The sequence below is a fragment of the Micromonospora sp. KC721 genome (assembly GCF_004348355.1).
Taxonomy (GTDB): Bacteria; Actinomycetota; Actinomycetes; order Mycobacteriales; family Micromonosporaceae; genus Micromonospora.
This window is the reverse complement of the sequence record NZ_SMJY01000004.1, coordinates 63,655-90,367: the sequence shown is the minus strand read 5'-3', so window position 1 is coordinate 90,367 and position 26,713 is coordinate 63,655. Positions and strand designations below refer to the sequence as shown.

22 protein-coding genes are annotated in these 26,713 nt (G+C 69.6%); 10 read left to right on the top strand and 12 right to left on the bottom strand.

Going from position 1 to position 26,713, the window contains the following annotated elements; translation table 11 throughout:
• Positions 1–73 precede the first annotated feature (73 nt).
• From E1182_RS01565 to E1182_RS01545, 5 genes are all read left to right on the top strand, one after another.
• Positions 74–625 (top strand): RNA polymerase sigma factor, encoded by a 552-nt coding sequence (locus tag E1182_RS01565; protein ID WP_132334650.1) that lies wholly within the window; start codon positions 74–76, stop codon positions 623–625.
• A complete protein-coding gene (locus E1182_RS01560; protein WP_132260800.1) occupies positions 622–1,416 on the top strand; it encodes a hypothetical protein in 795 nt (264 codons plus the stop codon). Before E1182_RS01565 ends, E1182_RS01560 begins: the two co-directional genes overlap by 4 nt.
• 125 nt (positions 1,417–1,541) lie before the next feature.
• On the top strand, positions 1,542–2,345 hold the full coding sequence (locus tag E1182_RS01555) for an ABC transporter ATP-binding protein (protein WP_371687500.1): 804 nt from the start codon (positions 1,542–1,544) through the stop codon (positions 2,343–2,345).
• Complete coding sequence (locus E1182_RS01550) at positions 2,342–3,679, top strand: hypothetical protein (protein WP_132260799.1); 1,338 nt, start codon at positions 2,342–2,344, stop codon at positions 3,677–3,679. The genes E1182_RS01555 and E1182_RS01550 overlap by 4 nt, the downstream gene beginning before the upstream one ends.
• Positions 3,676–4,275 (top strand): hypothetical protein, encoded by a 600-nt coding sequence (locus tag E1182_RS01545; protein WP_132260798.1) that lies wholly within the window; start codon positions 3,676–3,678, stop codon positions 4,273–4,275. Before E1182_RS01550 ends, E1182_RS01545 begins: the two co-directional genes overlap by 4 nt.
• Before the next feature lie 244 nt (positions 4,276–4,519).
• Here the strand turns inward: E1182_RS01545 and E1182_RS01540 are convergent, their stop codons facing one another.
• The gene (locus E1182_RS01540) at positions 4,520–4,786 is read right to left on the bottom strand and encodes a helix-turn-helix domain-containing protein (RefSeq protein ID WP_132260797.1); all 267 of its coding nucleotides are present in this window, start codon (positions 4,784–4,786) and stop codon (positions 4,520–4,522) included.
• Positions 4,787–4,875: 89 nt separating this feature from the next.
• Here E1182_RS01540 and map point away from each other — a divergent pair, with 89 nt between their 5' ends.
• A complete protein-coding gene (map, locus tag E1182_RS01535; RefSeq protein ID WP_132260796.1) occupies positions 4,876–5,694 on the top strand; it encodes a type I methionyl aminopeptidase in 819 nt (272 codons plus the stop codon).
• Between the two features lie 207 nt (positions 5,695–5,901).
• Here the strand turns inward: map and E1182_RS01530 are convergent, their stop codons facing one another.
• From E1182_RS01530 to E1182_RS01515, 4 genes are all read right to left on the bottom strand, one after another.
• A complete protein-coding gene (locus E1182_RS01530; protein ID WP_165942469.1) occupies positions 5,902–7,668 on the bottom strand; it encodes an ABC transporter ATP-binding protein in 1,767 nt (588 codons plus the stop codon).
• A 5-nt stretch (positions 7,669–7,673) separates the two neighbouring features.
• The gene (locus E1182_RS01525) at positions 7,674–9,551 is read right to left on the bottom strand and encodes an ABC transporter ATP-binding protein (protein WP_132260794.1); all 1,878 of its coding nucleotides are present in this window, start codon (positions 9,549–9,551) and stop codon (positions 7,674–7,676) included.
• A 97-nt stretch (positions 9,552–9,648) separates the two neighbouring features.
• Positions 9,649–11,496: a hypothetical protein gene (locus E1182_RS01520; RefSeq protein WP_132260793.1), complete on the bottom strand. Its 1,848-nt coding sequence runs from the start codon at positions 11,494–11,496 to the stop codon at positions 9,649–9,651.
• Positions 11,497–11,696: 200 nt separating this feature from the next.
• A complete protein-coding gene (locus E1182_RS01515) occupies positions 11,697–12,482 on the bottom strand; it encodes a LamG-like jellyroll fold domain-containing protein (RefSeq protein WP_132260792.1) in 786 nt (261 codons plus the stop codon).
• Positions 12,483–12,577: 95 nt separating this feature from the next.
• On the opposite strand from E1182_RS01515, the gene E1182_RS01510 reads away from it, so the two are divergent.
• Positions 12,578–13,582, top strand: coding sequence for an SAM-dependent methyltransferase (locus E1182_RS01510; RefSeq protein ID WP_132260791.1), 1,005 nt, complete (start codon positions 12,578–12,580; stop codon positions 13,580–13,582).
• On the opposite strand, the gene E1182_RS01505 is transcribed toward E1182_RS01510, so the two are convergent.
• From E1182_RS01505 to E1182_RS01490, 4 genes are all read right to left on the bottom strand, one after another.
• The gene (locus E1182_RS01505; RefSeq protein WP_132260790.1) at positions 13,579–14,523 is read right to left on the bottom strand and encodes a phytanoyl-CoA dioxygenase family protein; all 945 of its coding nucleotides are present in this window, start codon (positions 14,521–14,523) and stop codon (positions 13,579–13,581) included. The genes E1182_RS01510 and E1182_RS01505 overlap by 4 nt on opposite strands.
• A gap of 69 nt (positions 14,524–14,592) precedes the next feature.
• Positions 14,593–15,465, bottom strand: coding sequence for an aminoglycoside phosphotransferase family protein (locus tag E1182_RS01500; RefSeq protein ID WP_132260789.1), 873 nt, complete (start codon positions 15,463–15,465; stop codon positions 14,593–14,595).
• Positions 15,453–16,763, bottom strand: a complete 1,311-nt coding sequence (locus E1182_RS01495; protein ID WP_132260788.1) for a cytochrome P450 — start codon at positions 16,761–16,763, stop codon at positions 15,453–15,455. Before E1182_RS01495 ends, E1182_RS01500 begins: the two co-directional genes overlap by 13 nt.
• Complete coding sequence (locus tag E1182_RS01490; RefSeq protein ID WP_207921215.1) at positions 16,738–19,803, bottom strand: AMP-binding protein; 3,066 nt, start codon at positions 19,801–19,803, stop codon at positions 16,738–16,740. The genes E1182_RS01495 and E1182_RS01490 overlap by 26 nt, the downstream gene beginning before the upstream one ends.
• Positions 19,804–20,023: 220 nt before the next feature.
• Here E1182_RS01490 and E1182_RS01485 point away from each other — a divergent pair, with 220 nt between their 5' ends.
• From E1182_RS01485 to E1182_RS01475, 3 genes are read left to right on the top strand one after another with little or no spacing between them, the layout of a single operon-like run.
• Positions 20,024–22,990, top strand: a complete 2,967-nt coding sequence (locus E1182_RS01485) for a type I polyketide synthase (RefSeq protein WP_132260786.1) — start codon at positions 20,024–20,026, stop codon at positions 22,988–22,990.
• Between the two features lie 55 nt (positions 22,991–23,045).
• Positions 23,046–23,417: a cupin domain-containing protein gene (locus tag E1182_RS01480; RefSeq protein ID WP_132260785.1), complete on the top strand. Its 372-nt coding sequence runs from the start codon at positions 23,046–23,048 to the stop codon at positions 23,415–23,417.
• A gap of 47 nt (positions 23,418–23,464) precedes the next feature.
• The gene (locus tag E1182_RS01475) at positions 23,465–23,830 is read left to right on the top strand and encodes a cupin domain-containing protein (protein ID WP_132260784.1); all 366 of its coding nucleotides are present in this window, start codon (positions 23,465–23,467) and stop codon (positions 23,828–23,830) included.
• A gap of 89 nt (positions 23,831–23,919) precedes the next feature.
• Here E1182_RS01475 and E1182_RS01470 read toward each other — a convergent pair whose 3' ends face one another.
• Genes E1182_RS01470 through E1182_RS01460 form a run of 3 tightly spaced genes read right to left on the bottom strand, consistent with a single transcriptional unit; the run spans position 23,920 to position 26,699 of the window.
• Positions 23,920–24,684 carry a PIG-L deacetylase family protein gene (locus E1182_RS01470; RefSeq protein ID WP_132260783.1) on the bottom strand — a complete coding sequence of 255 codons (765 nt, stop codon included), beginning with the start codon at positions 24,682–24,684 and terminating at the stop codon, positions 23,920–23,922.
• A 60-nt stretch (positions 24,685–24,744) separates the two neighbouring features.
• On the bottom strand, positions 24,745–25,545 hold the full coding sequence (locus E1182_RS01465; RefSeq protein WP_132260782.1) for an inositol monophosphatase family protein: 801 nt from the start codon (positions 25,543–25,545) through the stop codon (positions 24,745–24,747).
• Positions 25,542–26,699, bottom strand: coding sequence for a glycosyltransferase family 2 protein (locus E1182_RS01460; RefSeq protein WP_165942467.1), 1,158 nt, complete (start codon positions 26,697–26,699; stop codon positions 25,542–25,544). Before E1182_RS01460 ends, E1182_RS01465 begins: the two co-directional genes overlap by 4 nt.
• Positions 26,700–26,713 lie beyond the last annotated feature (14 nt).

The window sequence follows — 26,713 nt, the reverse complement described above, 5'->3', positions numbered from 1 at the left end:
GGCGGGAGGCGGTCGTGACGCGGGTCACACCCTGTCCCGCACCGATCCGACGGGGGAGGTCGTCTTACCGGGTGTGAAACGACACCTGGACGCGACTGACGAGGAAGACCTCGTACGCCGCGTTGCCCGCGGGGACCGGCAGGCGTTCGACGAGTTGTACCGGCGTACCGCTCCGTGGCTCGAGGTTCGGCTGCGGCGCCGGTGCGCCGACCCCGACGTGGTCGCCGATGTGCTGCAGGAGACGTACCTGGCGGTGTGGCGGGCCGCGGGCGGCTTCGCCGGCACCGACGCCCGGGGCAGCACCGTGGGTTGGCTGTGGACCATCGCCGCGCACCGTCTCGTGGACGCCTTCCGCCGGCGGGCCCGACAGGCACGGACACCCCCGGTGACACTGGCGGAGAGCACGGTCCCGGCGGCCGAGGACGAGGTGATGGCCGCCCGCGTCGGCCAGGAACTCGAACAGGCGCTGCTCGTCCTGCCCCTGGAGGTGCGGCAGGTGCTTCGCTCCACCGTCCTGGACGGGCTCACCGTCCGGGAGACGTCCGTGCTACTGGGCGTACCGGAGAACACCGTCAAGTCGCGGATACGCCGCGCCCGGATCGCCCTGCGGGAGGCACTGTCGTGACCCGCCATCCCACCCTTACGGTGATCGACCGGTACGCCACCGCCGACCCTGGGCTCGATGAGGCCACCGTGTGGTCGGTCGAGGTCCACCTCGAGGACTGCGCCGACTGTCGCGCCCGGCTGGCCGGCAGCACGACCCCGCAGAGCCGAGCCCTGATCGACCGGGTGGCGACCGGGCTGGACCGGGAGATCTCCGCCGGCCCCGTCCCGGCTGGCCGCGCCCGGCAGCTGCGGTATCGGTGGATGACGGTGGTCCTGCTGCCGTGGCTGGTCATGACGGGCGCGGTCCTCGGCTGCGCGGCGCTGCTCACGATCCTGGAGACCGGTTTGCCGTCGCTGGTGCTGCTGCTCGCCCCGGTGGCACCGCTGCCCGGGGTGGCCGCCGCCTGGAGCCGGCGTACCGATCCGTGCTGGGAGCTCATCGCGGGCACCCCGGCTGCCGGGCTGACGATGGTGCTGCGGCGCACCGTGGCCGCCCTGGTCCTGGTCATCCCGGCGCTCGTCGCCGTCGGTGCCGGGACCGGTGCCTCGCTGGCGCTGATGCTGCTGCCCTGCCTGGCGTTCACTGTCGCCACCCTCCTGCTCGGCACCCTGGTCGGCGTGCGCCGTGCCGCCGTCGGCCTGGCCGCTTCCTGGACGCTCGCCGTCGTGCTGCCCAGCCTGGCCACCGCGCGGCTGCCGGTGCTGCTGCAGGCGGACAGCGCCGGCCTGTGGGCACTGACCACCGTGCTGCTCGCCGGCTGGGCGACAACCCGCGCCGGCAGCTTCCGGCGCCTGTCCAACAGCAACTGACCCCGACCGAGGCGTCCCACGGCGCCGACTGTCCACCAGCAACCGACCAATCCAGCGCTTGCGACAGCGGCACGTGCCCCACGGCAATGGCCGACGGCGCAGCGCATCCGAAATGAGGGGAAACGATGATGCGTGCGGTGAGCGCGGCCGAGACTGCCGCCACCACCCACCCCTGGGCTGTCCATGCCGAGGGGTTACGGGTCCGCGCCGGCCGGCACCTGGCGGTGGACGGTCTAGACCTGGCCCTGGGTGCCGGCGTGCACGGTCTGCTGGGCCCGAACGGTGCCGGCAAGACCACCCTGATGCGGGCCCTGGCCACGGTGATCAACCCGGCCGGCGGACGGCTGGCGCTGCTCGGGCACCCGGTGGACGGTCGGTCCGACCTCCGGCTGGTCCGCCGTCAGCTGGGCTACCTGCCCCAGCACTTCGGCTTCTACCCGCGGTTCACGGTCCGTGAGTTCGTCGGGTACATGGCCTGGCTCAAGGAGATGCCCAAGGCCGGACTGGCCGCGGCGGTACAGCGGGCGATCGACCGGGTGGGGCTGACCGCGAAGGCCGACGCCCGGATGAAGACGCTGTCCGGAGGCATGCTGCGCCGGGCCGGCATCGCCCAGGCCATCGTCAACGATCCACGCCTGCTGCTGCTTGACGAGCCGACGGTCGGCCTCGACCCGGAGCAGCGCCTCGACTTCCGGGAACTGGTGCGTGACCTCGGCACGGACACCTGCGTGCTGGTCTCCACCCATCTGGTCGAGGACGTGGCCGCCGCCTGCACCGAGGTCGTCCTGGTCAACGAGGGCCGGCTGGTGTGGCAGGGCACTGCCGCGGACCTATCCGGGCAGGGCGACCCGAACCACGCCGGAGACAGCGCCGCCGAACGCGGCTACTCGGCTGTCCTGCGCCGGCACCGCGCGGAGGCCGCCCGATGAACGTCCTCGGAGTCGAGCTGCGCCGGTCCGCCGCCCCGGGCGCGGCGCTGATCATGCTGGTGATCGCGGTTGCCGCCCTCTACGTCGCGCCAGGCCGGTGGGCGAGCGGCTGGATGTCGCTGGCCATGACCGCGCGCGAGTACACGTTGCTCCTGTGGCCGCTCGCCCTCGCCGCCGGCGCCTGGCAGGGCCGCCGGGAGCACCGGGCGAAGGTCGGCGAACTGTTCGCGACCACGCCCCGCCCCCGCGGGCAGCGGATGGCACCGGTCCTCGGTGCGATGGCCGTCGCGCTGGCGGCCGGGTACCTGCTGGCGATCCTGGCCGGCGCCGCCTGGATCATCACCACCGCCCGCTACTTCCCGGTGGTGAACTTCACCGTCGTCACGGCGGTGGGCGTGCTGTCCCTGATCGGTGCGGCCTGGCTCGGCCTGGGGATCGGGCGGCTGCTGCCCGCCCTGGCGACCGCTCCCGCGCTGGGTGTGGCCGGTGTCCTGCTGACGATGTTCGGATTGCAGATCCGGCCGGACTGGTTGGCTGCGGTGCTGTCGCCGATCTACGGCACGAGTCAGCACCATGCCTTCCAGACGATCGACAACCGGGTCAGCGGCGCACACGCGATCTGGATGGCCGCGCTCGCGGTCGCCGGTGTGGTGCTGGTCGTGGCCGGCGGCTGGCGTGTCCGTACGGCCGCACTGCTGCCGGTGCTGCTCGGGGTGACCGCGGCGAGCGCGGTGGTGCCCCGGGACACGGCAGCCCTGGACACGCCGATCGACCCGGTCGCACGGCAACTGGTGTGTACCGACGACGCGCCGAAGGTCTGTGTCAGCCGGGTCAACGCCCACGTGCTCGCGGCGCTCACCCCGTTGGCCCGCGACGGCCTGGCCCGGCTGGCCCGGCTGCCGGGTGCGCCGAGCGCGGTGCACGAGGACACCCGCACGTACGATGCCGGCACGCCCCAGCCGCCCCGGCGCGACGACGTCGTACGGATCCCGGTCCGGACCGACGACCACGGCGGGCTCGCCCATCCGGGCGCGGTGGTGCCGGAGATCGTTGCCGGGCTGGGCGTCGAGAGTGACCGGGACTGCCGCGACCGCGACCCGGTGGTCGAGCGGGCGGCGGCCTACTGGCTGCTCGGGCAGGAGCCACGGTCGGACGTCGGCGTCATCCCCGGCGCCCTCTTCGAGGACCCGGCGTTGAACGCCGAAGCCGTCCAGTTGTGGCAGGGTCTGCGGCAACTGCCCGAGGACGAGGCGCTGGCCCGCGTGACCGCCGTCCACCGCGCCGTCCGGGCCTGCGCGGACAGCGCCGGACTGCTGTCCCGGAGCGCCCGATGACCTGGACCCTGCTGTACCTGCGCTCGCGGCGGGTCCCGCTCGCGCTGGCGGTGAGCGTCGGCGGCGCGGTGCTCATCTGGGGCCTGTGGCTCGCGCTCGCGGACAGCCGGGACGCCGCCCGCGTCACGGTCGTGCTGACCGTGCTGTTGATGGTCGCGGTGCTGTCGACCACCCTGGCCGGACCGGACGACCACCTGGAACGTACCGCGGCGATGCGCTGGCCCTGGCGGCGGGTCGTGCACCTGGTCGCCGCCCTGCTGGTCGTCTCGCTCGTCCTGTCCGCCACGTTGCCGACCGCGGCCCGGTTCGGCCCGGCCGCACTGGTCGTCCGCGACGCGGCCGGTCTGCTGGGTTTGACCGCGCTGGGCACCGCGACGATCGGCGCCGCCCGGGCGTGGCTGCTGCCCCTGCTCTGGACGACCATCGCGGCGGTGTATCCCCAGGACGGGACCGGGGGTGCCGTCGCGACGTGGCAGGCGCAGGGGCCGCAGAACACGGCGGCCGCGGTGACGGCGGGCGTGCTCGCGCTCGGCGGGCTGGTCGCCTGGTCGTTCGCCGGACCGGCCGGGCGGGAGGCCGCCGAGTACATCCACTGATTCACTCTCGGGAATCGGCCGCCACCGTGGCGGCCGTTCGTCTGCCCCGCATCGATCACGCCGGGAAGCAGGACGCGGCAAGGCCCAGAACCGCCTGATCAGCTTCGGCGTGGCCAGGCCCGATACGCCAGGCGCCCGGGCGCGTTGAACTGACCGGACGGTCCTGGGTCTCTCGCGGGCGGGCAACCCCGCTCAGTTGCGTGCCGGTGAACAGTCCACCTGCGATCAGGGTGAATCACCCAGGCTAGGACGCTTGGCGGATGGGCGTGTCGGCCAGCCAGACGTCGGCCAGGTCGCTGAGGGGAATCTCCAGGGCCTGGCTGAGGCAGACGACAGTGCCGAACGCCGGTGCCGGAAGGCGGCCCGCCTCGATCTTGCGGAGCGTCTCGGGGGAGATGCCGGCCGCCAGGGCAACCTCGACGAGGCTGCGGCCGGCCCGCGCGGCCCGCAGGGCGGTTCCGAGGCGCTGGCCCGCTGCGATCTGTTCGGCGGTGAGTGGCTGGCGAACCATGCCAGCAGGATATCCCCTTCGGGCGTCCCGACCTGGCATGGTATAAAAATACCGGTATAGAAATACCGCATCCGGAGGGGGAGGCTGTCGTGATCGAGCTCAAGTCCGCCGAGGAGATCGGCCGGATGGCGGTGGCCGGCCAGTTCGTCGGCGAACTGCTCGCCGAGCTGAGCGATGTCGCCGCGGTCGGCGTCAACCTGATGGACCTCGAACACCACGCCCGCCGCCGGATCACCGAACGCGGCGCGACATCCTGCTACTGGGACTACGCCCCTTCGTTCGGCCGCGGCCCGTTCCGCAACGTGCTGTGCCTGTCGGTCAACGACGCGGTGCTGCACGGCCTGCCGCACGACTATGGTCTGCGGGACGGTGACCTGCTCAGCATCGACATGGCAGTCGGCATCGACGGATGGGTCGCCGACTCCGCGCTCTCCGTCATCGTCGGCACCCCCGACCCGGCCGACCTGAAGCTGATCGAGGCCACCGAGGTCGCACTGGAGGCCGGGATCACCGCCGCCCAGCCCGGCGGCCGCCTCGGCGACATCTCCGCCGCGATCGGCGAGGTCGCCCATTCCTACGGCTACGGCGTGAACGCCGAGTTCGGCGGCCACGGCATCGGCCGCACCATGCACGAGGCCCCGCACGTGGCCAACAACGGCCGCGCCCGCCGCGGCATGAAACTGCACCCCGGCCTCACCATCGCCATCGAGCCCTGGTTCTGCCGCTCCACCGACGAAATCAGGTTCGACAACGACGGCTGGACGATCCGCTCCGCCGACGGCTCCCGCGCCGCACACTCCGAACACACCGTCGCCATCACGGCTTCGGGCCCCCAGGTCCTCACCCGCCGCCCCACGCACGGCGTCACCTCGGCCGACGCCACCAGAAAGCCCGCCACAGCCTCCTGATCCACTGCCCTGACCGACCACTTCGCAGGCGGGTCACCGGGACCGTGTCACGGAGGTGTTTCTGGCCCGACACGCCGGGGGCCACCCTGGTCCGCGCTGGCCAATGACGTCAGATCTGCCCTGGTACCTGTCGGCAGGGCGTACGGGCACGTTCGACCCCAGATGGACAGCCGTCTTGACCGGAAGCGATTCGGCTTGTCCGGGCGCTCACCCGTACGCCCGGGCTTGCGCCGTGTAGAGGGTTGCGTACGGACCGGTGGCCGCCAGGAGCTCGCTGTGTGTCCCCGATTGGACGATTCTCCCGTCAGACAGCACAAAGATCCGGTCAGCCATGTGCACCGTGGAGAATCGGTGGGAGACCAGAAGCGTTACCGCTCCGGAGCGGGTGGATGCCGCCCGCGATTGCTGGGCGAAGGTTTCGAACAGGTCGTGTTCGGCCTGTGGATCCATCGCCGCTGTCGGCTCGTCGAGCACCAGGAGCAGCGGCTGCTCACGCATGAAAGCGCGGGCCAGAGCCAGTTTCTGCCACTGACCGTGCGACAGTTCCGCACCGCCGAACACATGTCCTAGCTGGGTGTCCAGCCCTTGAGGCAACGCGGCGACGAGGCCGGCAGCGCCGGCCCGCTCGACCGCGTTCGGGACAGCCTGCGGGACATCGATGCGCCGGAGATCTCCCACGCCGACCGCCGTGCGGACCGACAGCTGCAGTTTGCCGAAGTCCTGGAAAACGCCGGAGCAGCGTGCCGCCCAGCTGGCCGGGTCCAGGTCAGCGAGCGGAGTCCCGTCCACCGTGATGACGCCATGGTCGGGTTGGTACAGGCCGCACAGGAGTTTGATCAGGGTGCTCTTCCCGGCGCCGTTGATGCCGACCAAGGCGATCGTTGCCCCCGCCGGAAGATCCATGTCGACATCCTGCAACACCGGAATGTCGGTGCCGGGATAGCAGAAAGTTACGCCACGCAATTGGATTCCGCTCGTCAGGCGGTCCGGGGCGGTGGCGCCACTGCGTTGCCGGGAAGCCGCGTACTGCCGAAGCCAGTTGTAGTGGCCGGCGATCCGACCGGCCTCCGCCACGGCCCCGAGACCGCCGATCGTCCCGGCCGCCTGTGAGCGCAGCTCCCTCGACAGGCTCAGAACCAGCACCACGTCACCCACCGAGGCGCGGTGGTGCATCGCGGCATCAGCCACCACGATGACAGCCACTGCGAGCCCAGCGGTGTAGGTCGCCCAACCGGCGTACGACCAGACCAGACCCCGCAGCCTGGCGGCAACCTCCCGGCGAGTTGCCGTCTGCCACGCCGCACGCGCCATTCGGTCCAACTCGGGGCCGGCTCCGGCGATCCACACTTCCTTGGCAGGGTCGGGCTTGATACACAGATCGTGTAGCTGGGCCTCCTGCCGTAGCGACCCGGCCACCTCGTCGCGCGCCTGCCCGAGCAAACGTTGCGCTCGCCGCCCCGCTAGCAGCACCGGCGCGGTCCCGATGACGAGGACAATCAGTACCGGGTGGATGTCGACGAGGAGCCACGCGCTCAGGGCCAGGCTGGCGACCGCGCAGGCTGTCTCCGCGAGTGACCAGCATGACCAGGCCAGCGCCCAGGCGCCGCGACGCAGCAGCGACAACCGGTTAAGGTGCTCGGGCCGCTCAAGATGCTCAATGTCGGGCACCTTGGCCGTGGCGGTCAGAATGTCCTCGACGAGTGTCGCCGCGACCCGGTCGGCGAGATCAACCCGCAGGTTGCCCGCTACCCGGCCGAGGGTCAAGGTGACGATGTGCACGGCGACACCCAACGCAACCGCGCTGATTAAGCCCGGCAGCATGCCCATACCTGCGGAATCGATCAGCCAGCGCTGGCTGACGGCGGTACCGGCAGCCGCGCCGGCCAGCGCCACGGTCAGGCCGACCCCCAGCACCGTGCCCAGCGGGTACGCGCGCCAGGTCAGCCGTAGCGATACCGCGGTGATGCCCAGCATCCGCCTCATGACACACCCGCAAAGCGGTCCGCCTGCAGCCGGAACAGCCGCGCGTAGGTTCCGTTGAGATGCATCAGTTCCTCGTGGCTGCCCGCCTCGGCGACTCGCCCGTCGGACAGCACGACGATCCGGTCAGCGTCACGGATCGTCGACAGCCGGTGCGAGATCAGGACGACCGACACATCACCTACCGCCGCGACGACCTGCCGGTAGAACTCAGCCTCGGCCGCGACATCCAGGTGGGCCGTGGGTTCGTCCAACACCAGGACCGTGCGGCCGTGGCGGACCGCGAAGATCGCCCGGGCGATGGCGATCTTCTGCCACTGTCCGCCGGACAGGTCGGTGCCGCCGGCGTCAGCACGCCACAGTGGGGTGTCCAGACCTTCCCCGTGCCGCTCAATGATCTCCCGCGCACCGGCAGCCTCGAGAGCCGCCATGATCGCCTCGTCGTCGGCGGACGCCTCTGGCGCCGACATCCGGATGTTGTCGCGCAACGTGGAGGGGTAGTGCACGAAATCCTGGAAGACCACGGCCATGCGACGCCGCCATGCCACGGGATCCAGGCGGGCTATGTCAACCCCGTCCACCGTGACCCGGCCGGATTGCGGACGGTGCAAGCTGGCCAGGAGCTTGATGAGCGTCGTCTTCCCGGCACCGTTGAGGCCGACGATGGCAAGCACCTCACCGGGGTGGATGTCGAGGTCCAGCCCATCCAGCACCAGCCGGTCGCCAGTCGGATAACCGAACCGCACCTGCTCGAAGCCCACCCTGGGCGGGCCCGGCTCGACGGTGGCTGCTGTGGCCCCGGCGGTGTCCGTAGCACTCGTCCTGGGTGCCGGTGTGCCGTAGCGGGCGGCCAGCCGATCCAACGCATGCACGGCGCCGACACCGTACTCGACGTTCAACGCCTCAACGCCCATGAAGCTGATGCTGAAAATGGCCCACGCCGCGGCCAGGCATTCCGCCAGCCCACTGGGGCTCAGCCGTCCATCAAGAGCGGCCAACCCGGGGATCAGTAGCGCGGCCAGGCTGGCACCGGCGGCGATGAGGATCGTGACCCACTGCCGCCGCAGGATTCCGCGCACCTCCGTCGAGTACAGCGTCGCCCAGGCGGAATGAGCCTCTCGCCGGCGCCCCACGACCCACGGCGCCAGCCCGAACAGCCGGATCTCCTTTGCCGCGGCCGGCCCCGCGGCCAGCTCAGTCCAGTACTCAGCCCGGCGCTGCGCATCGGCGAAACCATCAACCAACCGCTCCAGGTAGATCCACTGCCGGCGGGTGATCGCCCGGATCAACAGGGAACCTGCCAGCAGCCCCACCGCCAGCCACGGAAAATAGGCCGCGACGACGACGGCGGCACCCACCGCCGACACCAGCCGAGCCAGCAGTACCACCTGGCCGGTCGCCGCCGTGCCGGGTGACCGGAGACGCCACGTCTCACCTTGGTCTGAGGCTCGGGTCACCTCCGCAGCGAAGCGAGGATCGGCCAGGTGGTCGATGAACGCTGGGCTCAACGCCGTTGTCCTCACCCGACTGCGCGCCGCACTGTCAATCCGGCGGGTGGCCAGCCAGTTCAGCAACTCCAGCAGCGACTCGCCGAGGTGACGCAACAGGACGCCGCCAGCCACCATCGCGAGCGGCACCACCATCTGGGCAATGCCCCCACCGGCGACGACGCTCTCGACCACAGCGCCGGTACCCAACGCCGTCAGCGGTGCCGACGTCGCCATGGCGACTCCCGCCGCGATGATTCCGGTGACTAGCCCAGGACCGGCCAACGCCAGCAGCCGTGCCAGCCGAATTCGCTCAGCCGCAGTCGCCACAAGCGCTGATACTCGGAAGTCCAGCAGCGCCGGTGGCTGCGCCGCATCCTCGACCGCCATGCCCGAACCCCCTGGCTCGTTGAAGTTAGTTGATCGTCGATGGGACGATACGGCTCTCGCAGATGACCGCGAAGGCGCTCGATGTCGGTAGGAGCCCTCATCGAGTCGTGAACGGTATCCGGACGGTGGGTTTGGCCGAGTAGTAGACCGCGAGCGGCGCCACCAACCACAGCATGAGCAGCGGCACCGCGAATGGCAACGCTGATGGGTTGACCGACCAAATGACGCCGGCGAGAACCAGGCTGAGTACGCAGGACGCCCTCATCGTGCGATAGCGCACCCATACGCCGTCCCTCAGCTGCCGGGTCTGCGTCCGCGCTGCTGTCCACTGCAGGATTCCCCGATGGCTAGCGACGGTGCGGTATCCCGCTCGCACCACCGCGTCGGTGAGGGTGACCGCCCGGTCCGCCATGAGCAGGATTCCCGTCGGAAGGCTCGCCAACTCCGCAAGAGTCTTGTGTCTGACGTGTCTGTAGTGTTCTCGAAGGAACGGATGCCCCACCAACTCCGTCGTCGGGCCGGATATGAACCGTCGCCGAAACGGTCGGGCGATCGCCAGTATTGGGCGGAACAGCACGTGACCAGCCAGCAGTGGCACCAGTACCACCACGGCGGCGAACAGCCCCGCTCGGGCGCCTGGCAGGGCCAGCCAGCCGCAGGCCAACAGCGCCAAGCTCACCGGTGGCAACAGGTGACCCACGGCGTCGTCGAGCACACGGTATCGGTCCAGCAGGGGGAGTCTTCGCAATGTCGACTTCGGACCGGCGAAAAGCCAGGGGATGAGGTGAATGTCTCCTCGTGCCCATCGATGGTCGCGAAGTCGGGAGGCCAGATAGTCTTCGGGGGAGTCCTCGATGATCATTGCGCGGCTCTCGTAGGCCGCGCGAGCGTACATGCCCTCGATCTTGTCGTGGTTAAGTACGGCGTTTTCCGGGAGGCTGTCGTTCAAGGTGGCTGCGAATGCGGTGACCTCGAAGATTCCCTGGCCAAAGAAATGATCCCGGCCGAAGAGCTGTTGCATGACCGTGATCTTGGCTGAGCGCTGCTTGGCTCGAGTCGCCCAAGCGAAGAGGGTCCGCGCTCGTCTGGAAGCGATGAGTGGGCGGAGAAACGTGAAACCAGACACGACCTGACCGGTTTCCCGGTCGACGACCGGGCAGTTGTCGGGATGGGCGATCGTGGCGACGAGTTGCCGAGCGCTACCTGGACACAGTCGGCTACACACGTCGAGCGTGATAACGAACCGCACACCTTGAAGCGCTGCCGTGGCCGTCCGGTTAGCCAGGAACGTCGTGTCCTGTGACCCGTTGACCACGCGCACGAATTCCACAATTTTCCCGCGCTTGCGCTCCCAACCCATCCAGACGCCGTCGGCCGAATTCCACTTCCTGGCTCTGAAAAGCGCGAACATCGGTGGGCCGGGAGCACAGTCATGCGCGACCCGGATGCGATCTTCGATGAGACGGCTCAGCTTTTCGTCCCCGGGATGGGTGGGGGAGTTCCCGTCGGCAAAGTCCACCAGCGCCACGTGGGCGACGAACCCGGATCCGGCGTCCCGCCGCGAATCGCGCATTGTCGTCAGGAGATCCTCGACGTCCTGCTCATCGTGCACGATGACGGGATACACCAAGCAGGTTCTGGCAACCGCGGCCTCGGTCGCCTGAGCGTCCAGGTCGGACAGTGGCGCGGCATCCGGCAGGATGGCCTGCAGCACCGTGTGCACCGCCTGCTGGGCGATACGACTGGTCACCGGTACCGCCAGAAGTCCTGCCCACCACGCGAGCACGGCCCCGCCGCCCAGTGACCGCGTGAGCCATCCCATGAGTCCAGCCAATGCCAGGGTGGTGACGCCGATGGTGCCGGTATAGACCAGCGCTCGGTTCCGCTCGCCGCGGCCGCTGGCCACGGTCGATGCCTGTGCCGCCAGCGTCCCGTTACTGGTCATCGCGCATAACCCCTTCGCGTCTGTTGGCGGGCCCCGCCCCACGGGCCCGTTACCGTCGTTCGACACCCGCACGCGGTTGGTCTTCACAGAATGGGTCGCTGGTGGTTGCTCGACTGCGAACCTGCCCGGTCGGCCATGGCTTTGCTGGTTCGAGACGTCGAGCAACCGTTCGTCGACGTGGCTACGCGGCGTGGTGGCGCTCAGCCGGGTTCGTCGCCGCCCAGATCCTCGCGATAGAGCCGCTGTGCGTCGTCCTGGGTGAGCACACCCTCGAACAGCCGGATCGGCCCGACGGACCCGGGCCACTGGTCGACCGGCTCGTTGCGCCAGTACGCCCGCCCGATCTGCAGGGGCGCGTCGGCCTGCCAAAATGGCCAATGGGAGACAAGCGTCGCGGTGCCGTGCTCGCCGGTCGCCGGCAGGTAGAGGTGAGTGGTCAGTGACTCCTTGTCCACGACGCCGACGACGAAGACCCAACGATCGAGCACCGACGAGTCGAGCTGACCGGGAGAAAAAGCGTTCTCCCAGACAAACGGCCACGGTGGACCGGGCGGGTCACCGTCGACCGGCGCTACCTCCAGACACCACTTCATCACCTCTGGGGTGTCCTCGTCCCGCGCCCGTACGCCCAGATAGAACGGCGAGTGAGTGAGTGACCCGGCCGCCGGTCCTGGCTGGCTGACAGCAGTTAAGGCGTACCACCCGGGTGGAAAGGCAAGGTAGTCGCCGACAACCGCGCGGTCCAGGCGCAGCCACGCGGCCACACTCAAGCTCTCGTCGGTGCGCAGTACCGGTCCGGCCGTTTCCAGATGCTGATCCTTGCCGTTCAGGGCGACTGCGCCGCCGGGCTTGCCGCGGACCCAGGCGGGGTCGCCAACGAGGCGTAGGGTGTGGCCGTTGCCGGAGGAGTCCTCGACAACGTCTCCCGCCCCCTCCTCAAATCTCCACCACGCCAGAAGGCGGGCATCACTTTCGAGGCTCGACATGCGCCTGACTCCGTTCTCGCGGGGGCCTGTGTCCCGGGTCAGGGAGCACACAGCCGTGTGTATATCGTCGTCTTTGAACTGCCGGATGGCCCGGCATGCCCTCGGGAAAGGCCGTTCCGTTGGATCAGCACCGGATTGTCGTTGTCGGCCTCGGTCCGGGGCCGCGCGACATGGCGTGCGGGGCCGCAGTGGACGCCGTTCGGACGGCCGGCAGCGTGTTCACGACCGCGCCCGAGCACCCGGCGATGTCGAATGTTTCGGATGGCGTTGCCCTGCCGTCGACCGATCCGCCCGCCGCCGCGCGCCTGCTCCTGGATGCCGCGGCCAAAGCGGGATCGCCGTCGGTGCTCGCTGTTCCTGGCTCGCCGTACGTCTTGGAGCCGGTTGTGGCGTGGCTGGTGAGACGACACCGGGCGGTGCTTCGTGTCATTCCCGGCACATCCTTCCTCGACCTGTTGTGGCAGCGCATCGGAATTGATCCGTTCCACCGTGCTGTCCGGGTGCGGCGAGCCGCCGAGGTCAACGCTGCCTCGGTGCGCCAGGGTGGACTCGTCGTGGCGGAGTTGACTCGGCGATGGATATCGGCGGCCGCCCGACTGCCTGACATCGAGGCGGCCGCGCCGGTCACCGTCGCCCATCGTCTAGGCCTGCCGGGCGAGTCGGTGGCGCCGGTCACCTGGGCCGACCTCGAATACATCGACATTGGCCCCTACTCATCACTGTATATCCATAATGGAGAGTTTGGGAGCGAGTCGGCTCTCGCTGCGGCGTTGCGTGCCCAGCACCGCGGCGCGGGGATGGGCTTCGGGCTGCCGGATCTGGCCGCCGCCCTCGCCGACGTCGAGGATGAGGTGGCGGAAGCCCGCGCCGATCCCAACGCCGCCGAGGTCGGCGACATCCTGTTCGCGGCGGTGCAGGTGGCACGGCAGCTCGGCGTGGATCCCGACGACGTACTCATCGGCGCCGTAGGGCGGTTCGTTGCCCGGCTCGACTACATCGACGCCCGCGGAGAAGATCTGGCGGCTGCTTCGCCCAAGCGGCTCCGCGAGCTGTGGGCGGAGGCGAAGCGCGGCGCGGCCAGCCGGGCAACGCCGCCCTAGGCGAACCGGTTTTCGCGTGACGTCGACAGCCAACTTGGTCGCTTGTAGGCGGTGTCCGGACCGTCGGCACCCCACGGCCACGCGCCGAGAAGACCCATGAGCGCGGCGAAGCGGGACGAGTTGCGCTCCAGCATTTCGCGCGTGGTCGAAGCGAAGAACACCTCCTGCGGCAGCAGGTGGTAGCGGACCATCGGCATCACGAGGGTCACGCGCTTGCCCGGCGCGGTACGCGGAACCGCGCCGTGCCAGAGGCCACCATGCCAGATGATGACCGAGCCGGCCTCCGCCTCGATTACCTCGAGATCGGGATGGTCATGCGCCATTTCGAACTCGCGAGGCACATCGGTGCAGAGCTTGTGCGTGCCGGGGAAGACGCACACCGCGCCGTTGTCCCTGGTGTATTCGCTCAGCACCCAGGTGACCGTGCAGTACTGAGCGTCGCTCGGCCAGGGGGCAGGAACCTTTCGGCTGTGGTCGGCGTGGATCTCCATGGGCAGCACGGACGTGTCGTCCTTGACGATTCCCCGAAACTGGCTCAGCTTTGCCCGGTATCCCATCAGATACGCCACCAGCGCGAGGGGCGCCGGTGCCATGAGGGCCTGCTCGAACACCGGGTCCCGGGGCAGCAGGTGCCAGAGGTTCCGGCCGCGGGAGTGGCCTGGCTCGGGCGCGTCGGGCTGCTCCTCCTCGTCGATGGACAGGATCAGGTCCCGTAGCCTGGGCCAGAGGTCCGGAGGGCCGGCGACGTGCGGCGGAAGGACCGTATACCCGTTGGTCTCCAGGTCGACGGCATAGCTGTCCAGCCCAAGCTTGCTCAGATCCTTTCGTACCTGAAGGCCGGCCTCGAGGCCGGTGGGCAGCCGGTCCTGCTCGACTTTGGCGGCCGCCACCTGCCGAAGTTCGGCGAGGTGACGCGACAGGTCCCGATGATCGATCGACATCTTTGCTCCTCCGTGACAGGGTGCCGTGGATGCCAGCTGGTTGGTGACTGCGGCGCGTCGTGCCGCCGGTCAGACGACCGGGTCGGCAAGTACCTGGACTAGTACCTTTGTCTGGAAGCCCTCGGGGTCGGGGCTGGACAGGCCGGCCATCGTGGCCAGCGCTTTCCACAGCGCCCACCCGCGGGCCCGGCGCCAGGTGTCGAGGGGAAGGCCCACCGCGTTTGCGAAAACCTTCCGTTCGTCGCCGGTGAAGTAGGTCCACGCCATGACGAGGTCGCAAGCGGGGTCACCGACCCCGCACGTGCCGAAGTCGATGACGGCGGCGAGCCGACCATCGTCGACCAGCAGATTGCCGGCGGCCACGTCGCCGTGGAACCACACGGGCGCGAGCGGCCACGCGGTGATCAGCGCTTCGGCCCAGATCGTCTGGCAGGCGCTGACGTCGACCGCGTCGCCCAGGCGACTCAGCGCCGTTTCCACCTGCTCGCTGTAGACACTCGGGTGGCAACCTCGGAAGTACGAGTGCTGGCCGCCGGCCGGGCCGTGCCGGGTCGGCACGTCGCGCAGCGCGGTGAGGAAGCTGCCGAGATCGCGTGCCAGTGTCGTCCGGTCGACGGCCGGGCTGCTGTCGACCGGTTCACCTGGCAACCAGCGGCGGACCGACCAAGGGAACGGGTACACCGGCGACGGCGAGCCGATGGCAAGCGATTCCGGCACCGGCAGGGGCAGGTGCTTGGCCAGGATGGGCAGGCACCGCTCCTCTTTCTCCACGGCCGCCACATACCCTTCGGCGCTGGGTAGTCTCACCGCCAGCTCGTCACCGAGGCGGAACGTCCTGTTGTCCCAACCCTGGCGCGGCACCGGGACGATCGGCAGGTCGCGCCAGTCAGGGAATTGCTCATCAATCAGAGAGCGCACGATATCAGCGGTTATGTCGAGCATTGGCCTCGTTCCCTCAATCTTGTGGACTCTGTTCTACTCTGGCTGTGGTTGGGGCTTGTCTCGACGGGAGCCCGCGGCACCTCCGTACCATCACCCGGGCCGCCTGCGACGATGTGAACCGGCAGATAGGCCGGGCCACTCACCACGATGGAAGCCACCGGCACCGCGGGGCCGGCAGGCTCGACCCGCAGGCCAGCATCGAGCAGTTCAGACAAGAGCACGGTGGTCTGGATGCGGGCCAACGCGGCACCGATGCAGGCGTGCGGCCCCGCGCCGAAGCTGAGGTGGCGGTTGGGGCGTCGAGTCACCCGGAACTCGTCGGGCGCGACAAACACTTCCTCGTCGCGATTGGCCGACGGCAACCAGACGACGACCCGGTCGCCGGGTGCGATCGTGTGGTCGCCGAGCAACACCGGTGCCGTGGCCGTCCGCATGCTGTGACTGGCGCTGGAGGTCCAGCGAAGGATCTCGTTGACGGCGCTCGGCAACTGATCCGGGCGCTGGACGAGAAGCGACCACTGGTCCGGGTGCTCGGCGAACGCGACGATGCCGGCCGCGATCGAAAGCCCGGAATTCTCTGCCGCTCCAATGATGTTCTCGCAGTTCAGCAGGATCTCGACGTCGGAGAGCGGATCCCCGTCGACTGTGCCGGCCACGAGCCGGCCGACGACGTCGTCGCCCGGGTCCGCTGTCGAGAGGTCGATGAGCTCGATCACGTACCGCATCAGCTCGTGGTGCGTGGCCAGTGATCGGCCGGCAGCAAACGACTCGCTGGTCCAGCGCAGCACGTCGTCGTGATCCGAAGCCGGTATGCCCAGGATGGCACCGATCACGGCGACGGTCAGATGCGCCGCAACGTCGTGGACGAAATCGCATGTCTGGCGTTCCCGCGCCGCGTCGAGCACGGCGCGGGCCGACCGCCGCACGTTCTCCTCAAATGACCGTACCTGCCGGCCGGAAAAGGCGTCGGCGACAAGGGCGCGGATCGCGGTGTGCCGAGGTGGGTCGGTCAGCGCCAGCGTCAGGCCGGAGCCAGGGTCAGCGCCGGCCGTGATGGGCCGCAGCATCACCCCATGTGCCGAGCTGAAGGTGGCATGGTCGAGGTATACGCGCCGCACGTCGGCGTATCGGGTCACCGACCAGAAGCCCGGATACACTCCCGGCTCGTGCCAGTGAACCGGCGCATGTCGACGCATCCAACGCCACACAGCCCGCGTCTCGCCACGGGCGTGCACCGCCGGATCGGTCAGCCGCCCCGGATCCATGATGGCGTCATCCACGACGGCCTCGATCGTCATCACCCCACGATGCCGGTCCCACGAGCGCGTCGACGCTCGCGACGAACCTGTGTGCGATATCTTCTGCCGTCTCCACGGCGACCGCATCGATGCGGTACGAGACATCCACCGCCAGTTCCCCGTGCTCGCCGGGCCAGAGCTCGGCGTGGAGGTCGGCCGGCAGGTCAAGGTATGGCTGGCGCACGAGGGTGGTCGCCGCGCCCACCAGGTCCAGCCGCGGCACCGGATCGTCCTGGAGCGCGAACAGGGTCTGCGCGAGCGGCGGGCGGGAACCGCGCCGCGCGCCCGTGAGATCGAGTACTTTCCCCAGCGGAACGTCCTGTGCGCCCCGCGCCGCGGCGACGGCGGCGGCGACGGCGCGCACAGCCGACGGGTCGCCGGCGAGCATCGACCCACGCAGCCGCACGAACACCATTGCGATATGACACCCGACGACGTCGCTGGTCTCGGAACTGGAGCGTTGGCTCATCGGCGAGCTCACGACGAAGTCGCCGTGCCCGGTGACGGTAGCGACGGCCGCGCCGTAACAGGCGAGGAGCGCGACGTAGGGTGACGTGCCGAGCACCTTCGCGTACCCCTTGAGCGCATCCACCGTTGAGGCTCGGATGGCCGTCGTGACCAGTCCGGTCGCTGGCGCGCCCGGCGGCCTGCCTGCCGGGGGCCTGGGCCAGACCAGGTCGGGTGCGCCGCGGAGCCGTCGCGCCACCTCGGCATCGGCGGCCTCGTTGGCCTCGCCCGCGCAATGGCGGTAGGTCAGATCCAGAGGTGTCGGCGACTCGTGGGCATCGCGGCCCGCCAACGCACGGCGGTATGCGGCGCCGAGGTCCGTGGCCAGCACCGACTGGGATCGCCCGTCGAACGCGATGTGATGGACCACGATGCCGAGCACCGCGGTGTCGCCGCCGACGGGAACGAGTGCGACGCGCCACAGGTCGGCCACCGTCACGTCGAGGTCTTCGTCGAAGGCGTCTCGCACCGCCGCGACGGCGGCCTCGACGGACGCCTGGCCGGGAAGCTCCTCCAGCGGTGGCGGTTCGATGTCCACGAGAAGCATCCGCGGCGAGGGGTCAGGCAGGTACCCGGCGCGCAGTGGAGTGTGACGCCGGTGCACGGCAGTCACAGCGGCCATCAGGGCCGCCCGATCCACATGGCCCTCGACGACCCAGGTCAGCAGGCAATGTCCGGTCCGGTCGGCCGGATTGGCGAGGAACCGGGTCAGGAAGACCCGCTGCATCGCCGTCAGCGGAACCGAGCTGTCCGGGGAGTCGGGCCGATGGTCGCGGTCGCGCGTCGGCGCCTGGTCCAGCCACCCAGCGAGCTCCTCGACGCTCGGATGTTGGTAGAGCCGTGACAGAGGCACCGGACGCCCCACCAGCGCGCTCAGGCGTGCGCAGATTCTGCCGGCATCGAGCGAGGACCCACCGAGACTCAAGAAGGACGATCCGCGGGGCGTCGACGTCCCGAGGACCTCATCGAACACCCTGGCCACGATCGCGACCGTTCCCTGCCCGGTGGCGGCACCCGGCCGCGGAGCCCCGTCCGCCAATGGGGTACGGGCTGCGCGGAGCAGATTGTCCTGGCCCGAGGTGGCGGCCAGCAGGCTGACCTCGTCGAGTTTTCCGTTGGCCGTCAACGGGAAAGCCTCGACGCTGACAACGGCTGCCGGCAGTTGGTACGGCACCATGGTCGCGCGCAACACGCCGAGGGCATCGTCTAGCGCGTCGCCCGTGCGCTGCGGCACGCAGAACGCGATAAGGCGGTCGGGCCGGCCGTCCCGACCGGGCGCGGGGACCACGCGGCATGCGCGGACCGGGAGTGACGCCTCGATCTGGTGCTCCACCTCGGCCGGCTCGACCCGATGCCCGTGGATCTTCACCTGCCGGTCGGCGCGCCCCCGGAAGTGCAGCACGCCGTCCGACGCGAGCATGCCCAGGTCACCTGTGCGGTAGACCCGGGTGTCGCGCCCGTTCACCGACACCGACTCGAACCTCGTCCGGGTGAGCGCGGGGTCGCCCACATAACGCAGCGCGAGACCTTCGCCGGAGACGCAGATCTCGCCCACGACCCCGGCGGGGCACGGTTGGTCACCGTGGAGGACATGGACCTCGGTGCCCGGCACCGGCTGGCCCAGGGGGATTCCATCCGGCAGGTCGCAGTCCGCCGGCCGGACGCGGTGCAGGGTGGTGAACACGGTCGACTCCACCGGGCCGTACCCGTTGCACAGGGGGATCTCGGGGTGCCGGTCCAGGAACCGGCGGACGTGCCGTGGCGAGAGCGCCTCGCCACCGGCCACGACGGCGTGCAAACCGGCGAACGAGTCGATGTCCTCATCGATGATCATGTTGAACAGACTGCTGGTCAGCCAGGTGACGGTTGCGCCGTGTCCGGCGACGGCCCGGCGCAAGCCGGTACCCGTGAGGTAGGGCTCGTCGTCAAGCAGGGCCGTACCTCCGGTGAGCAGGGCCCACCACAGCTCCAGGGCGAAAGCGTCCCACGGGATGGGTGCGCCGAGGGGCACGACGACCCGATCGGTCAGGCCGGGCAGTACCCCCGCGCGGAACAGGCGGGAGATGGCACGGTGGGTGGTGAGCGCTCCCTTTGGCGAGCCCGTGGTGCCGGAGGTGAAAAACACGCAGCACGGGTCGGTGTCATGAGTGGATGCGCTGCGCCAGCCAGGTGGGGGCGAGGCGGCAGCGGTTGGCGGCGTCCACACGGTGGCAGCGACCGACGGCGGAAGGTCGGCGGCGATGGTGATCGGACTGTCGAGCTGACCGAGTATCTGCGTCAGGCGGGAAGCCGGCCAGTCGGGCCTCAGAAGGGAATAGGCGGCACCCGCCTTGAGTACCGCCAGCAGCGAGATGACAAGCTCGACGCCTTTCGGCAGCACGATGGGGACGAGATGACCGGGCCGGACCCCGCGCCGGGTCAGATCCGCCGACCAGGCTGCGGCCGTACGGTCAAGATCTGCATACGAAAGCCGGTGGTCGCCGGCCACCAATGCCGTGGCGTCGGGGCGGGTTCGTGCTGTCGCGGCGACCATGTCGTGAAGGCTGCCTCGACAACCCGGCAGGTTCGATGCAACCAATGAGCCAGCCCGCATGCCATCCCCCGTCGACGAGCCATTCGTGGTGGACTATAAGCCAGTACGCCGAAGGACGGGGCGGGGAAGCGAGCGCACGCCTCATTTGTCCGGCGCGTCGGCGCATAGCGGCCGATGCCCGCCGTTGACGGTGTTCTCATCCACAGGAAGGGAGTTGGCGATGACACGTGACCGTTCACTCGACATTGGCGTCGTCGGTGTCGCGGGATGGTTTCCCGGCCGCCGGGACGTGGACGGTCTGTGGTCGGCCGTCTGCCGGGCCGAGCGGCTCATCACGACGCACACCCGCGAGGCGCTGCTCGCCGCAGGGGTGCCCGCCGATCTCGTCGACGACCCCGACTATGTACCCGCAGGTGGCTACCTGCCCGACGCCGACAGGTTCGCTCACACGCTCTTCCGGATCACGCCCCGGGACGCGGAGGTGATGGATCCGCAGCACCGGCTGATGTTGGAGGCTGCCTGGGCGGGCTTGGAGGACGCGGCATCCGGCTTTGGTCGGGACGCGCCCGTGACGAGCGTCTTCACCAGCGCCAGTGGCAGCGGCTATCTCCGCGCCATGCTGACGCGCGGGCCGCTCGACCCAGCGCGGCTGGACCAGGCGCTGCACGGTACCGAGCCGGACTTCATCGCCAGCCTTATCGCCTACAAGCTGGGCCTGACCGGCGCCGCCATCGCTGTACAGACCGCCTGCTCGTCCGGTTTGGTGGCGGTTCACCTCGCGGTGCAGGCGTTGCTCAACGGGGAATGCGACCAGGCGGTCGTCGTGGCCGCCGGCATCGGCTATCCGCAGGGTGGCCATCTGTATCTGCCCGGTGGCGTCTTGTCGCGGACCGGCGTCTGCCGCCCCTTCGACGCGGCGGCGGACGGCGTCGTTCCTGGCGCAGGCGTGGCCTGCGTGGTGCTCCGGCGGCTCGCGGACTCGCTGGGCGACGGCCCGCCGCCGCACGGCGTGATCGTGGCCAGTGCGGTGAACAACGACGGTGCCGCCAGGGCGGGATACTTCGCGCCCTCGCCCGAGGGCCAGGAGAGCGTGATCCGGGCCGCCTACGCGACGGCCGGCATTGACGCCACGCAGACCGGCTATCTGGAGACCCACGGCACGGGAACGCGGATCGGTGATCCGATCGAATGGTCGGCCGCCTCTGCGGCGCTGTCCGGCCTGGACGCGGCCCCAGGAACGGTGGCCGTCGGTGCGCTCAAGGCCAACATCGGTCACCTGGACGCCGCTGCCGGGATCGCGGGGCTCATCAAAGCGCTCCGGGTCGTGCGGGAGGCCGCGGTGCCCCCCGTGGCAGGATTCCAGCGGCTCAATCCACTGCTGGAGACCGACGGCTCGCCCCTGTACGTGCCGGACGCACCGAAGGCGTGGGCCGGCCCGGGACCGCGCCGGGCGGGCGTCAGCTCGTTCGGCATCGGCGGTACCAACGCTCACGTCATCGTGGAGGAAGCGCCAGCGCCGTCACGACCGCGCCACCCGTCGGCCGGTCCGCGGCTCCTGGCACTGTCCGCCATGGACGCCCGGAGTCTGCACGGCGCGGCCCGGCGCCTGAGCGATCACCTGAACACCACCCCGGTCGCGATCGAAGACGTGGCGTACACGCTGGCGCGCGGGCGTGCCGAACTGCCAGTTCGGATGGTGGCGGTCGCCGATGATCGGTTCGGTGCCGCGGCCACGCTCTCCGCTGAGGCGGACCTCGCCGGTGAACGGTCACCGGGTGACGCTCCGTCGCCCCTGGTGTTCCTCTTTCCGGGGCAGGGTGCCCAGCGGCCCGGCATGGCGCTGACCTTCGCCGAGGCGCTACCCGGTTACCGAGCGGCGCTGGAGGGATGCATCGAGGCATTCGCCGAGCCGTTAGCGGGCCGGCTGCGTCGGGCCCTGTTCGATCCATCGTCCTGCGCCGACGACATGCGAGACACAGGTCTTGCCCAGCCCGCCCTCTTCGCTACCGAGTACGCCTTGGCCCGCACCATCGTCGACGATGTGGGGGTCGTTCCCACCGCCGTCGCGGGGCACAGCCTCGGCGAGGTCACAGCCGCTTGCATCGCGGGGATGCTCGACGTCGCCACGGCGGCGGCGTTCGTCACCGCGCGCGCGGAGGCCATGCGGGACTGCGCGCCGGGTGGCATGCTCTGGCTGGAATGCGACGAGCAGACGGCACTCGCGCTCGCGGAGCAGGCGGCGCTGCCACTCGAACTGGCAGCGGTGAACGGCTCGGCGATGTGTGTCATGGCGGGACCGGCCGGAGCGGTGGCCGAGCTGCGCGAGGCGATCGACGGCAAGGTCCGGTCTGGGATCCTGCGAACAAGTCATGCCTTCCACACCACGATGATGGAGCCGGCCGTCCGAGCGCTCGGAACAGCGCTGCCACCTGGTGACCTCCTGCCCAGCCGGATGGCGTTCGCCTCCGGCTTCACCGGGACACTGCTGCCGGCGGGTGCGCGACTGCCTGCCGGCGCGCTCGTCGAACAGATTCGGCGTCCCGTGCTGTTCGCCGGTGCGCTCGGCAGCCTGGCCGAGCACTTCGGTGCGGTGACGGCCATCGAGGTGGGGCCGGGCTCCGCGTTGACCACCATGGCGCAGTACTCCGGCATAGCGGCGATTCCGCTCGACGACAACCGCGGCGGCGCGGCACTCGGGCCACTCGGTGCCATCGGAGCGCTGTGGGTCGCCGGCCACCCCGTCCGGTTGGCCGGCCTGGTCGGGCAGGGAAAGGCGGTCCATCTTCCCGGTTACCATTTCGCCGGGGACAGGTTCCTGACGCCGGAGCTCGCCGCGCCGGTCGGGCCGGATGGTCGGCGGCCGAAACCGTCCACGGACAAAGGTTCGGAAGGCGAAACCGTCGCCGAGGCGTCCGCTCCGGCCGCGCCGCACACCGTCGGCGCTGAGACTCCCGACGCCGCGCGCCTAGTCCGAGACCTGTGGTCCAGCCTCCTCGGACCAGACAATTACCCGGGCACCGCGGATTTCTTCGACCGTGGCGGGGACTCGATGCTCGTGACCCATCTGGCCCGTCGTATCAAGGCAACGACCGGCGTCACGCTGCCGCTGCGCGGCCTTCTCGCGGCGCGGACGCTGGACGGACACATCGCGCTCGTCACCGAGGCGCTGAACCGCCGGGGCGAGTGAGGTTGGTGGTTCGACGTACGGTCGCGCAGCGGCCGCGCGCCGATAAGATATCCACATGGATCTACGTTCAACAGATCAGTGCGTCCGGGAAAAGTCGCACAACACAATCGACGTCTGGTGGCTGGTGCGGCCGGAGGAACTGCGCGGGGCAACCGAGGGCGGTTATCTGGAGTACGTCACCGAGTTCGAGGTCGCCGGCGGCGACCTGGTGGAGCCCCACCAACACCCGTCGGTCGAGTTCTACTACGTGCTGCACGGCCGGGGACGAATGAGGGTCGGGGACGACGAACGTATCGTCGTCCCCGGCGATCTCGTCCACATTCCGTCTGATGTGGTGCACAGTCTTGAACCGGTGAGCGAGCACGACTCCGTGCGCTGCTTCACGTTCGCCATCGCCGATCGCGGTAAGGCCAGCCATTACCGCTGACCGCTGCCGTTGCCCCGCCAGCACGATGATTGGGAGTAGCTAGCGCCATGGTCATTGACTCCGCTTTTCCTGCACACATCGAACGGTTTCCCACCGACGAGAACTGGGTGGTTCAGGACGGCCTGAAAATCCCTGCCCGAAAACTGGCGGCGGACGGCTGTGAGGTTGTCTTCGCGACTTACCCCGCCGGCCTCACCCTGGCACCGCATCGTCACGACGACCTGGACATCGCCGGTGTGGTGACCAAGGGTCTGGTGCGGCTGACCATCGGCGGCGATGAGCGGCACTACGGGCCCGGCGATTGGTTCCATGTGCCGACGTCAGTGGAGCATTCGGCCACCTACGAGCAAGAGACGTCTCAGGTGGAGCTCATTTTCCCGCCTAGCGCACACACGACGGCCACCCAGCCGTAGCTCGCGGCCGTGGGCCGGCTGGTCGTGGCGGCGTTGACCGTCACGACCAGCCGGGCCCGTCTCAGCGGCGGGCAGCGGAAAGACGGGGACTAACCGACAGACCAGATGAGCTCTCGCTGCATGGCGCCCGGATAGCCGAGCAGAGCACCCATGTGCCGCACCTCGCCCATCGCGCCGACGAGGCTGAGCTGCGAGGCGTAGCAGAGCACAGCATCGCGTTTCCGCGACCACTCGGACGGGCCGAGCGTGATGCTGTGCGAGATTCTCAGGTCGTAGCGTGCCAAAAGGGCACGATAGCCGGCGTCGTGGGCCGCCAACTCCGACGCGAGCGCCTCCGCGGGCGCGGAGGTCCAGTCGGTGACGAGCGCGGCGGCGTACGGCAGGTCTGCGTACATCCCCACACGACGATGGCCGGTGCTGTCGAGCGCCGCGAGGGCCGCGTCCCGCGCGACGCCGTGATCCGGTTGGTTGATGCCCAGCGGCAGCAGCACCTGCACGTCCGCGTCCAGGCTCGCGAACAGCTCGCGTAGGCCGATCAGCGGCCCGCCGGATCGGTACGGGTTGTCGGGGTTGTTCAGAGCCACCTGGTCGGCGCCCAGGATCGCGCACGCCCGGTCGTCCTCCGCCAGGCGCGTGGCGTGGGCCTCTGTCGCCGTGGTGAAGCCGCAGTCCCGGTCCCAGCTGGCGAGCTGTGCCCCGGTATCCGGTGCGCCGCCGTGCACGGTCACGACGGCCTTGGGTACCGTGATCCCGAGGAGAAAACCGCCAATGGACAGGGCGGCGTCATCGAAATGGGTGGAGATCACCACGACTCGCCAACGGCGGTCGATCAGCGGCGATACGGTGCCGGACATGGCTGGCTGCCTCCAGATGTCTACTCGTGACGTCTCGCGGTCGAGGCGGTGGCTGTCCCGTCAGGCCGCCGCGTCGAGCAGACTGCGCATCGCCCGATGCAGCTGGGGACCGGCAGCCAGCACGCCGGCGCCGAGCTCCGTGACGATCCCGCCAGCCTCCTCCACGATCAGGCGTCCGGCGGCCCAGTCCCAGCGGGACAGCTCGTCCTCGTAGTAGCCGTCGAGCCGGCCAGCCGCGGTCCAGCAGAGGTCGAGTGCGGAACTCCCCGTGGCGCGGACGTCACCGACCAGCGGCGCGACGCGGGCGAGGGTGACCGCCTGGCGCTGCCGGCTCTCCGACGAGTAACCGAACTCGGTCGCCACCAACGCCTGCCCAATCGGCACCGGATCAGTGACGCCGATCGGCCTGTCGTCGAGCCGGCTACCACCGCCTCGAACCGCGGTGAACAGCTCGCCACGGGCGACGTCCAGTACGACGGCGACGGCGGCCGACCAGACCCGGCCGACGTACGCCTCGCAGGCGATGCTCACCGAGGTGTGCGGAACACCGTGCACATGGTTGACCGTGCCGTCGAGCGAGTCCACCACCCAGCGCAGCCCGGTGGCGGACTCGATGTCGTCGCCGTCCTCGCAGAGGATTCCGTCGCGCGGGCGTCTCCGGGCGAGCCCGGCCCGGATGGCGGCGTCGCTGGCCAGATCCGCGGCGGTGACATGGTCGGTCGGGGTGGACTTCACCCGAAGGCTGCGCCGACCATCGTGCTCCGCGCCGATCGCTTCGCCCGCCCGCACGGCGAGGTCGATCCCGAGTGCGAGCAACTCGTTGAGGTCCGCGTTGGCCAACGGAGGAGCCGGCAGCGTCATCGCGCCCCCTCGGCGTCCGCGCCGACCAGGCGCCGGGCGGTGGCCCGGACCTTGGCCACATACTTGGCGGGCAGGCGGTCGATCGTGGGCAGGACGCGGCAGTTCGCCGCGCTACCGTCTTCGTACGGCACAGCCAGCCCGGCCAGCGGCAGGATCTCCACCGAGGCTGCCGACCGCGTGACGTCGCGGACCTCGGCGTCGAGAATGTGATGCTCGCGATCGAGGGGCACGCCGAGAAACAGCGACGCGGTGCCATCCGTCACGACGCGCACCGTGCCCAGCAGGTCTGCGCCGTCCCGGAGGACGGCTCGCACTGCGGCGAGGTAGTCCAGGTAGAGGCCGTTCGCTTCGTAGTCGCTGAACGCCGCCGCGAGCTCCACGTCCGGGCCCGGCCACTTGCGGAGGAACTGGCGGTACGTGATCGCCTCGGTGACGAAGTTGGCGGCACTGTCCCGGACGTGGGGGAGATGTATGGCGTACGCGTCCGGACGCAACAGGATCGGTGTGCCGGTGGCCGCGATGCGATAGCCCCACTCGATGTCGTCGACGCCCCATCCGATGAACGACTCGTCGAAGTAGAGGTCGTGCTTCCTGACCAACCCGGCCGGCAGCGCCACGAGGCCCGTCCAGGCGAAGCTCCACGGTATGACGTGCTCGACTTGGAACCGCGGATCACGTGGTCGCTCCACGATGCCGTGCAGTTCCTCCAGGCGCTTCTGCCAGATCTCGAACGGCTCCGGTACGACGTGCGAGACATCGCCGTCGTAGTTGTTGCCGTACCCCACGACCTGCCCCACGACGCACGCGTTCTGTCCGAAGGCGTAGTGCCGCTCGTAAAGGTGCTGCAGGCCGTGGGGTGGCAGCAGGGTGTCGGCGTCGATGTTGACGATAACGTCTCCGGTGGCCTGTCGCATGGCCAGGTTCCGGGCTCGCGGGATCTCGAACCGCTCGTCGGACATGACGGTCACCAGGTTGATCCGGTCGACCACCTCCCGGCAGGTGGCGACGTAGTCGTCGTCGTACTTCGTGGTGCCGACGACGACTTCGAAGTCCGCCGGTGACATCGTCTGCCGGGCGAGGCCCTGCAGGGCGAGCCGCAGATTGTCCAGCCGTCTCTCGTACGGGATGATCAGACTTAACTTGGGTTGACGCATCGGGCCTCCTCGTG

Bases quoted from the DNA above. Each gene is read 5' to 3' on its own strand.
- E1182_RS01465 (WP_132260782.1), bottom strand. From the start codon at position 25,545: ATGACGCTGCCGGCTCCTCCGTTGGCCAACGCGGACCTCAACGAGTTG.
- E1182_RS01545 (WP_132260798.1), top strand. From the start codon at position 3,676: ATGACCTGGACCCTGCTGTACCTGCGCTCGCGGCGGGTCCCGCTCGCG.
- E1182_RS01480 (WP_132260785.1), top strand. From the start codon at position 23,046: ATGGATCTACGTTCAACAGATCAGTGCGTCCGGGAAAAGTCGCACAAC.
- E1182_RS01495 (WP_132260788.1), bottom strand. From the start codon at position 16,763: ATGACGATCGAGGCCGTCGTGGATGACGCCATCATGGATCCGGGGCGG.
- E1182_RS01470 (WP_132260783.1), bottom strand. From the start codon at position 24,684: ATGTCCGGCACCGTATCGCCGCTGATCGACCGCCGTTGGCGAGTCGTG.
- E1182_RS01505 (WP_132260790.1), bottom strand. From the start codon at position 14,523: ATGTCGATCGATCATCGGGACCTGTCGCGTCACCTCGCCGAACTTCGG.
- E1182_RS01540 (WP_132260797.1), bottom strand. From the start codon at position 4,786: ATGGTTCGCCAGCCACTCACCGCCGAACAGATCGCAGCGGGCCAGCGC.
- E1182_RS01525 (WP_132260794.1), bottom strand. From the start codon at position 9,551: ATGGCGGTCGAGGATGCGGCGCAGCCACCGGCGCTGCTGGACTTCCGA.
- E1182_RS01520 (WP_132260793.1), bottom strand. From the start codon at position 11,496: ATGACCAGTAACGGGACGCTGGCGGCACAGGCATCGACCGTGGCCAGC.
- E1182_RS01485 (WP_132260786.1), top strand. From the start codon at position 20,024: ATGACACGTGACCGTTCACTCGACATTGGCGTCGTCGGTGTCGCGGGA.
- E1182_RS01490 (WP_207921215.1), bottom strand. From the start codon at position 19,803: ATGGTCGCCGCGACAGCACGAACCCGCCCCGACGCCACGGCATTGGTG.
- E1182_RS01555 (WP_371687500.1), top strand. From the start codon at position 1,542: ATGATGCGTGCGGTGAGCGCGGCCGAGACTGCCGCCACCACCCACCCC.
- E1182_RS01460 (WP_165942467.1), bottom strand. From the start codon at position 26,699: ATGCGTCAACCCAAGTTAAGTCTGATCATCCCGTACGAGAGACGGCTG.
- E1182_RS01475 (WP_132260784.1), top strand. From the start codon at position 23,465: ATGGTCATTGACTCCGCTTTTCCTGCACACATCGAACGGTTTCCCACC.
- E1182_RS01550 (WP_132260799.1), top strand. From the start codon at position 2,342: ATGAACGTCCTCGGAGTCGAGCTGCGCCGGTCCGCCGCCCCGGGCGCG.
- E1182_RS01515 (WP_132260792.1), bottom strand. From the start codon at position 12,482: ATGTCGAGCCTCGAAAGTGATGCCCGCCTTCTGGCGTGGTGGAGATTT.
- E1182_RS01510 (WP_132260791.1), top strand. From the start codon at position 12,578: ATGCCCTCGGGAAAGGCCGTTCCGTTGGATCAGCACCGGATTGTCGTT.
- E1182_RS01530 (WP_165942469.1), bottom strand. From the start codon at position 7,668: ATGCTGGGCATCACCGCGGTATCGCTACGGCTGACCTGGCGCGCGTAC.
- E1182_RS01500 (WP_132260789.1), bottom strand. From the start codon at position 15,465: ATGCTCGACATAACCGCTGATATCGTGCGCTCTCTGATTGATGAGCAA.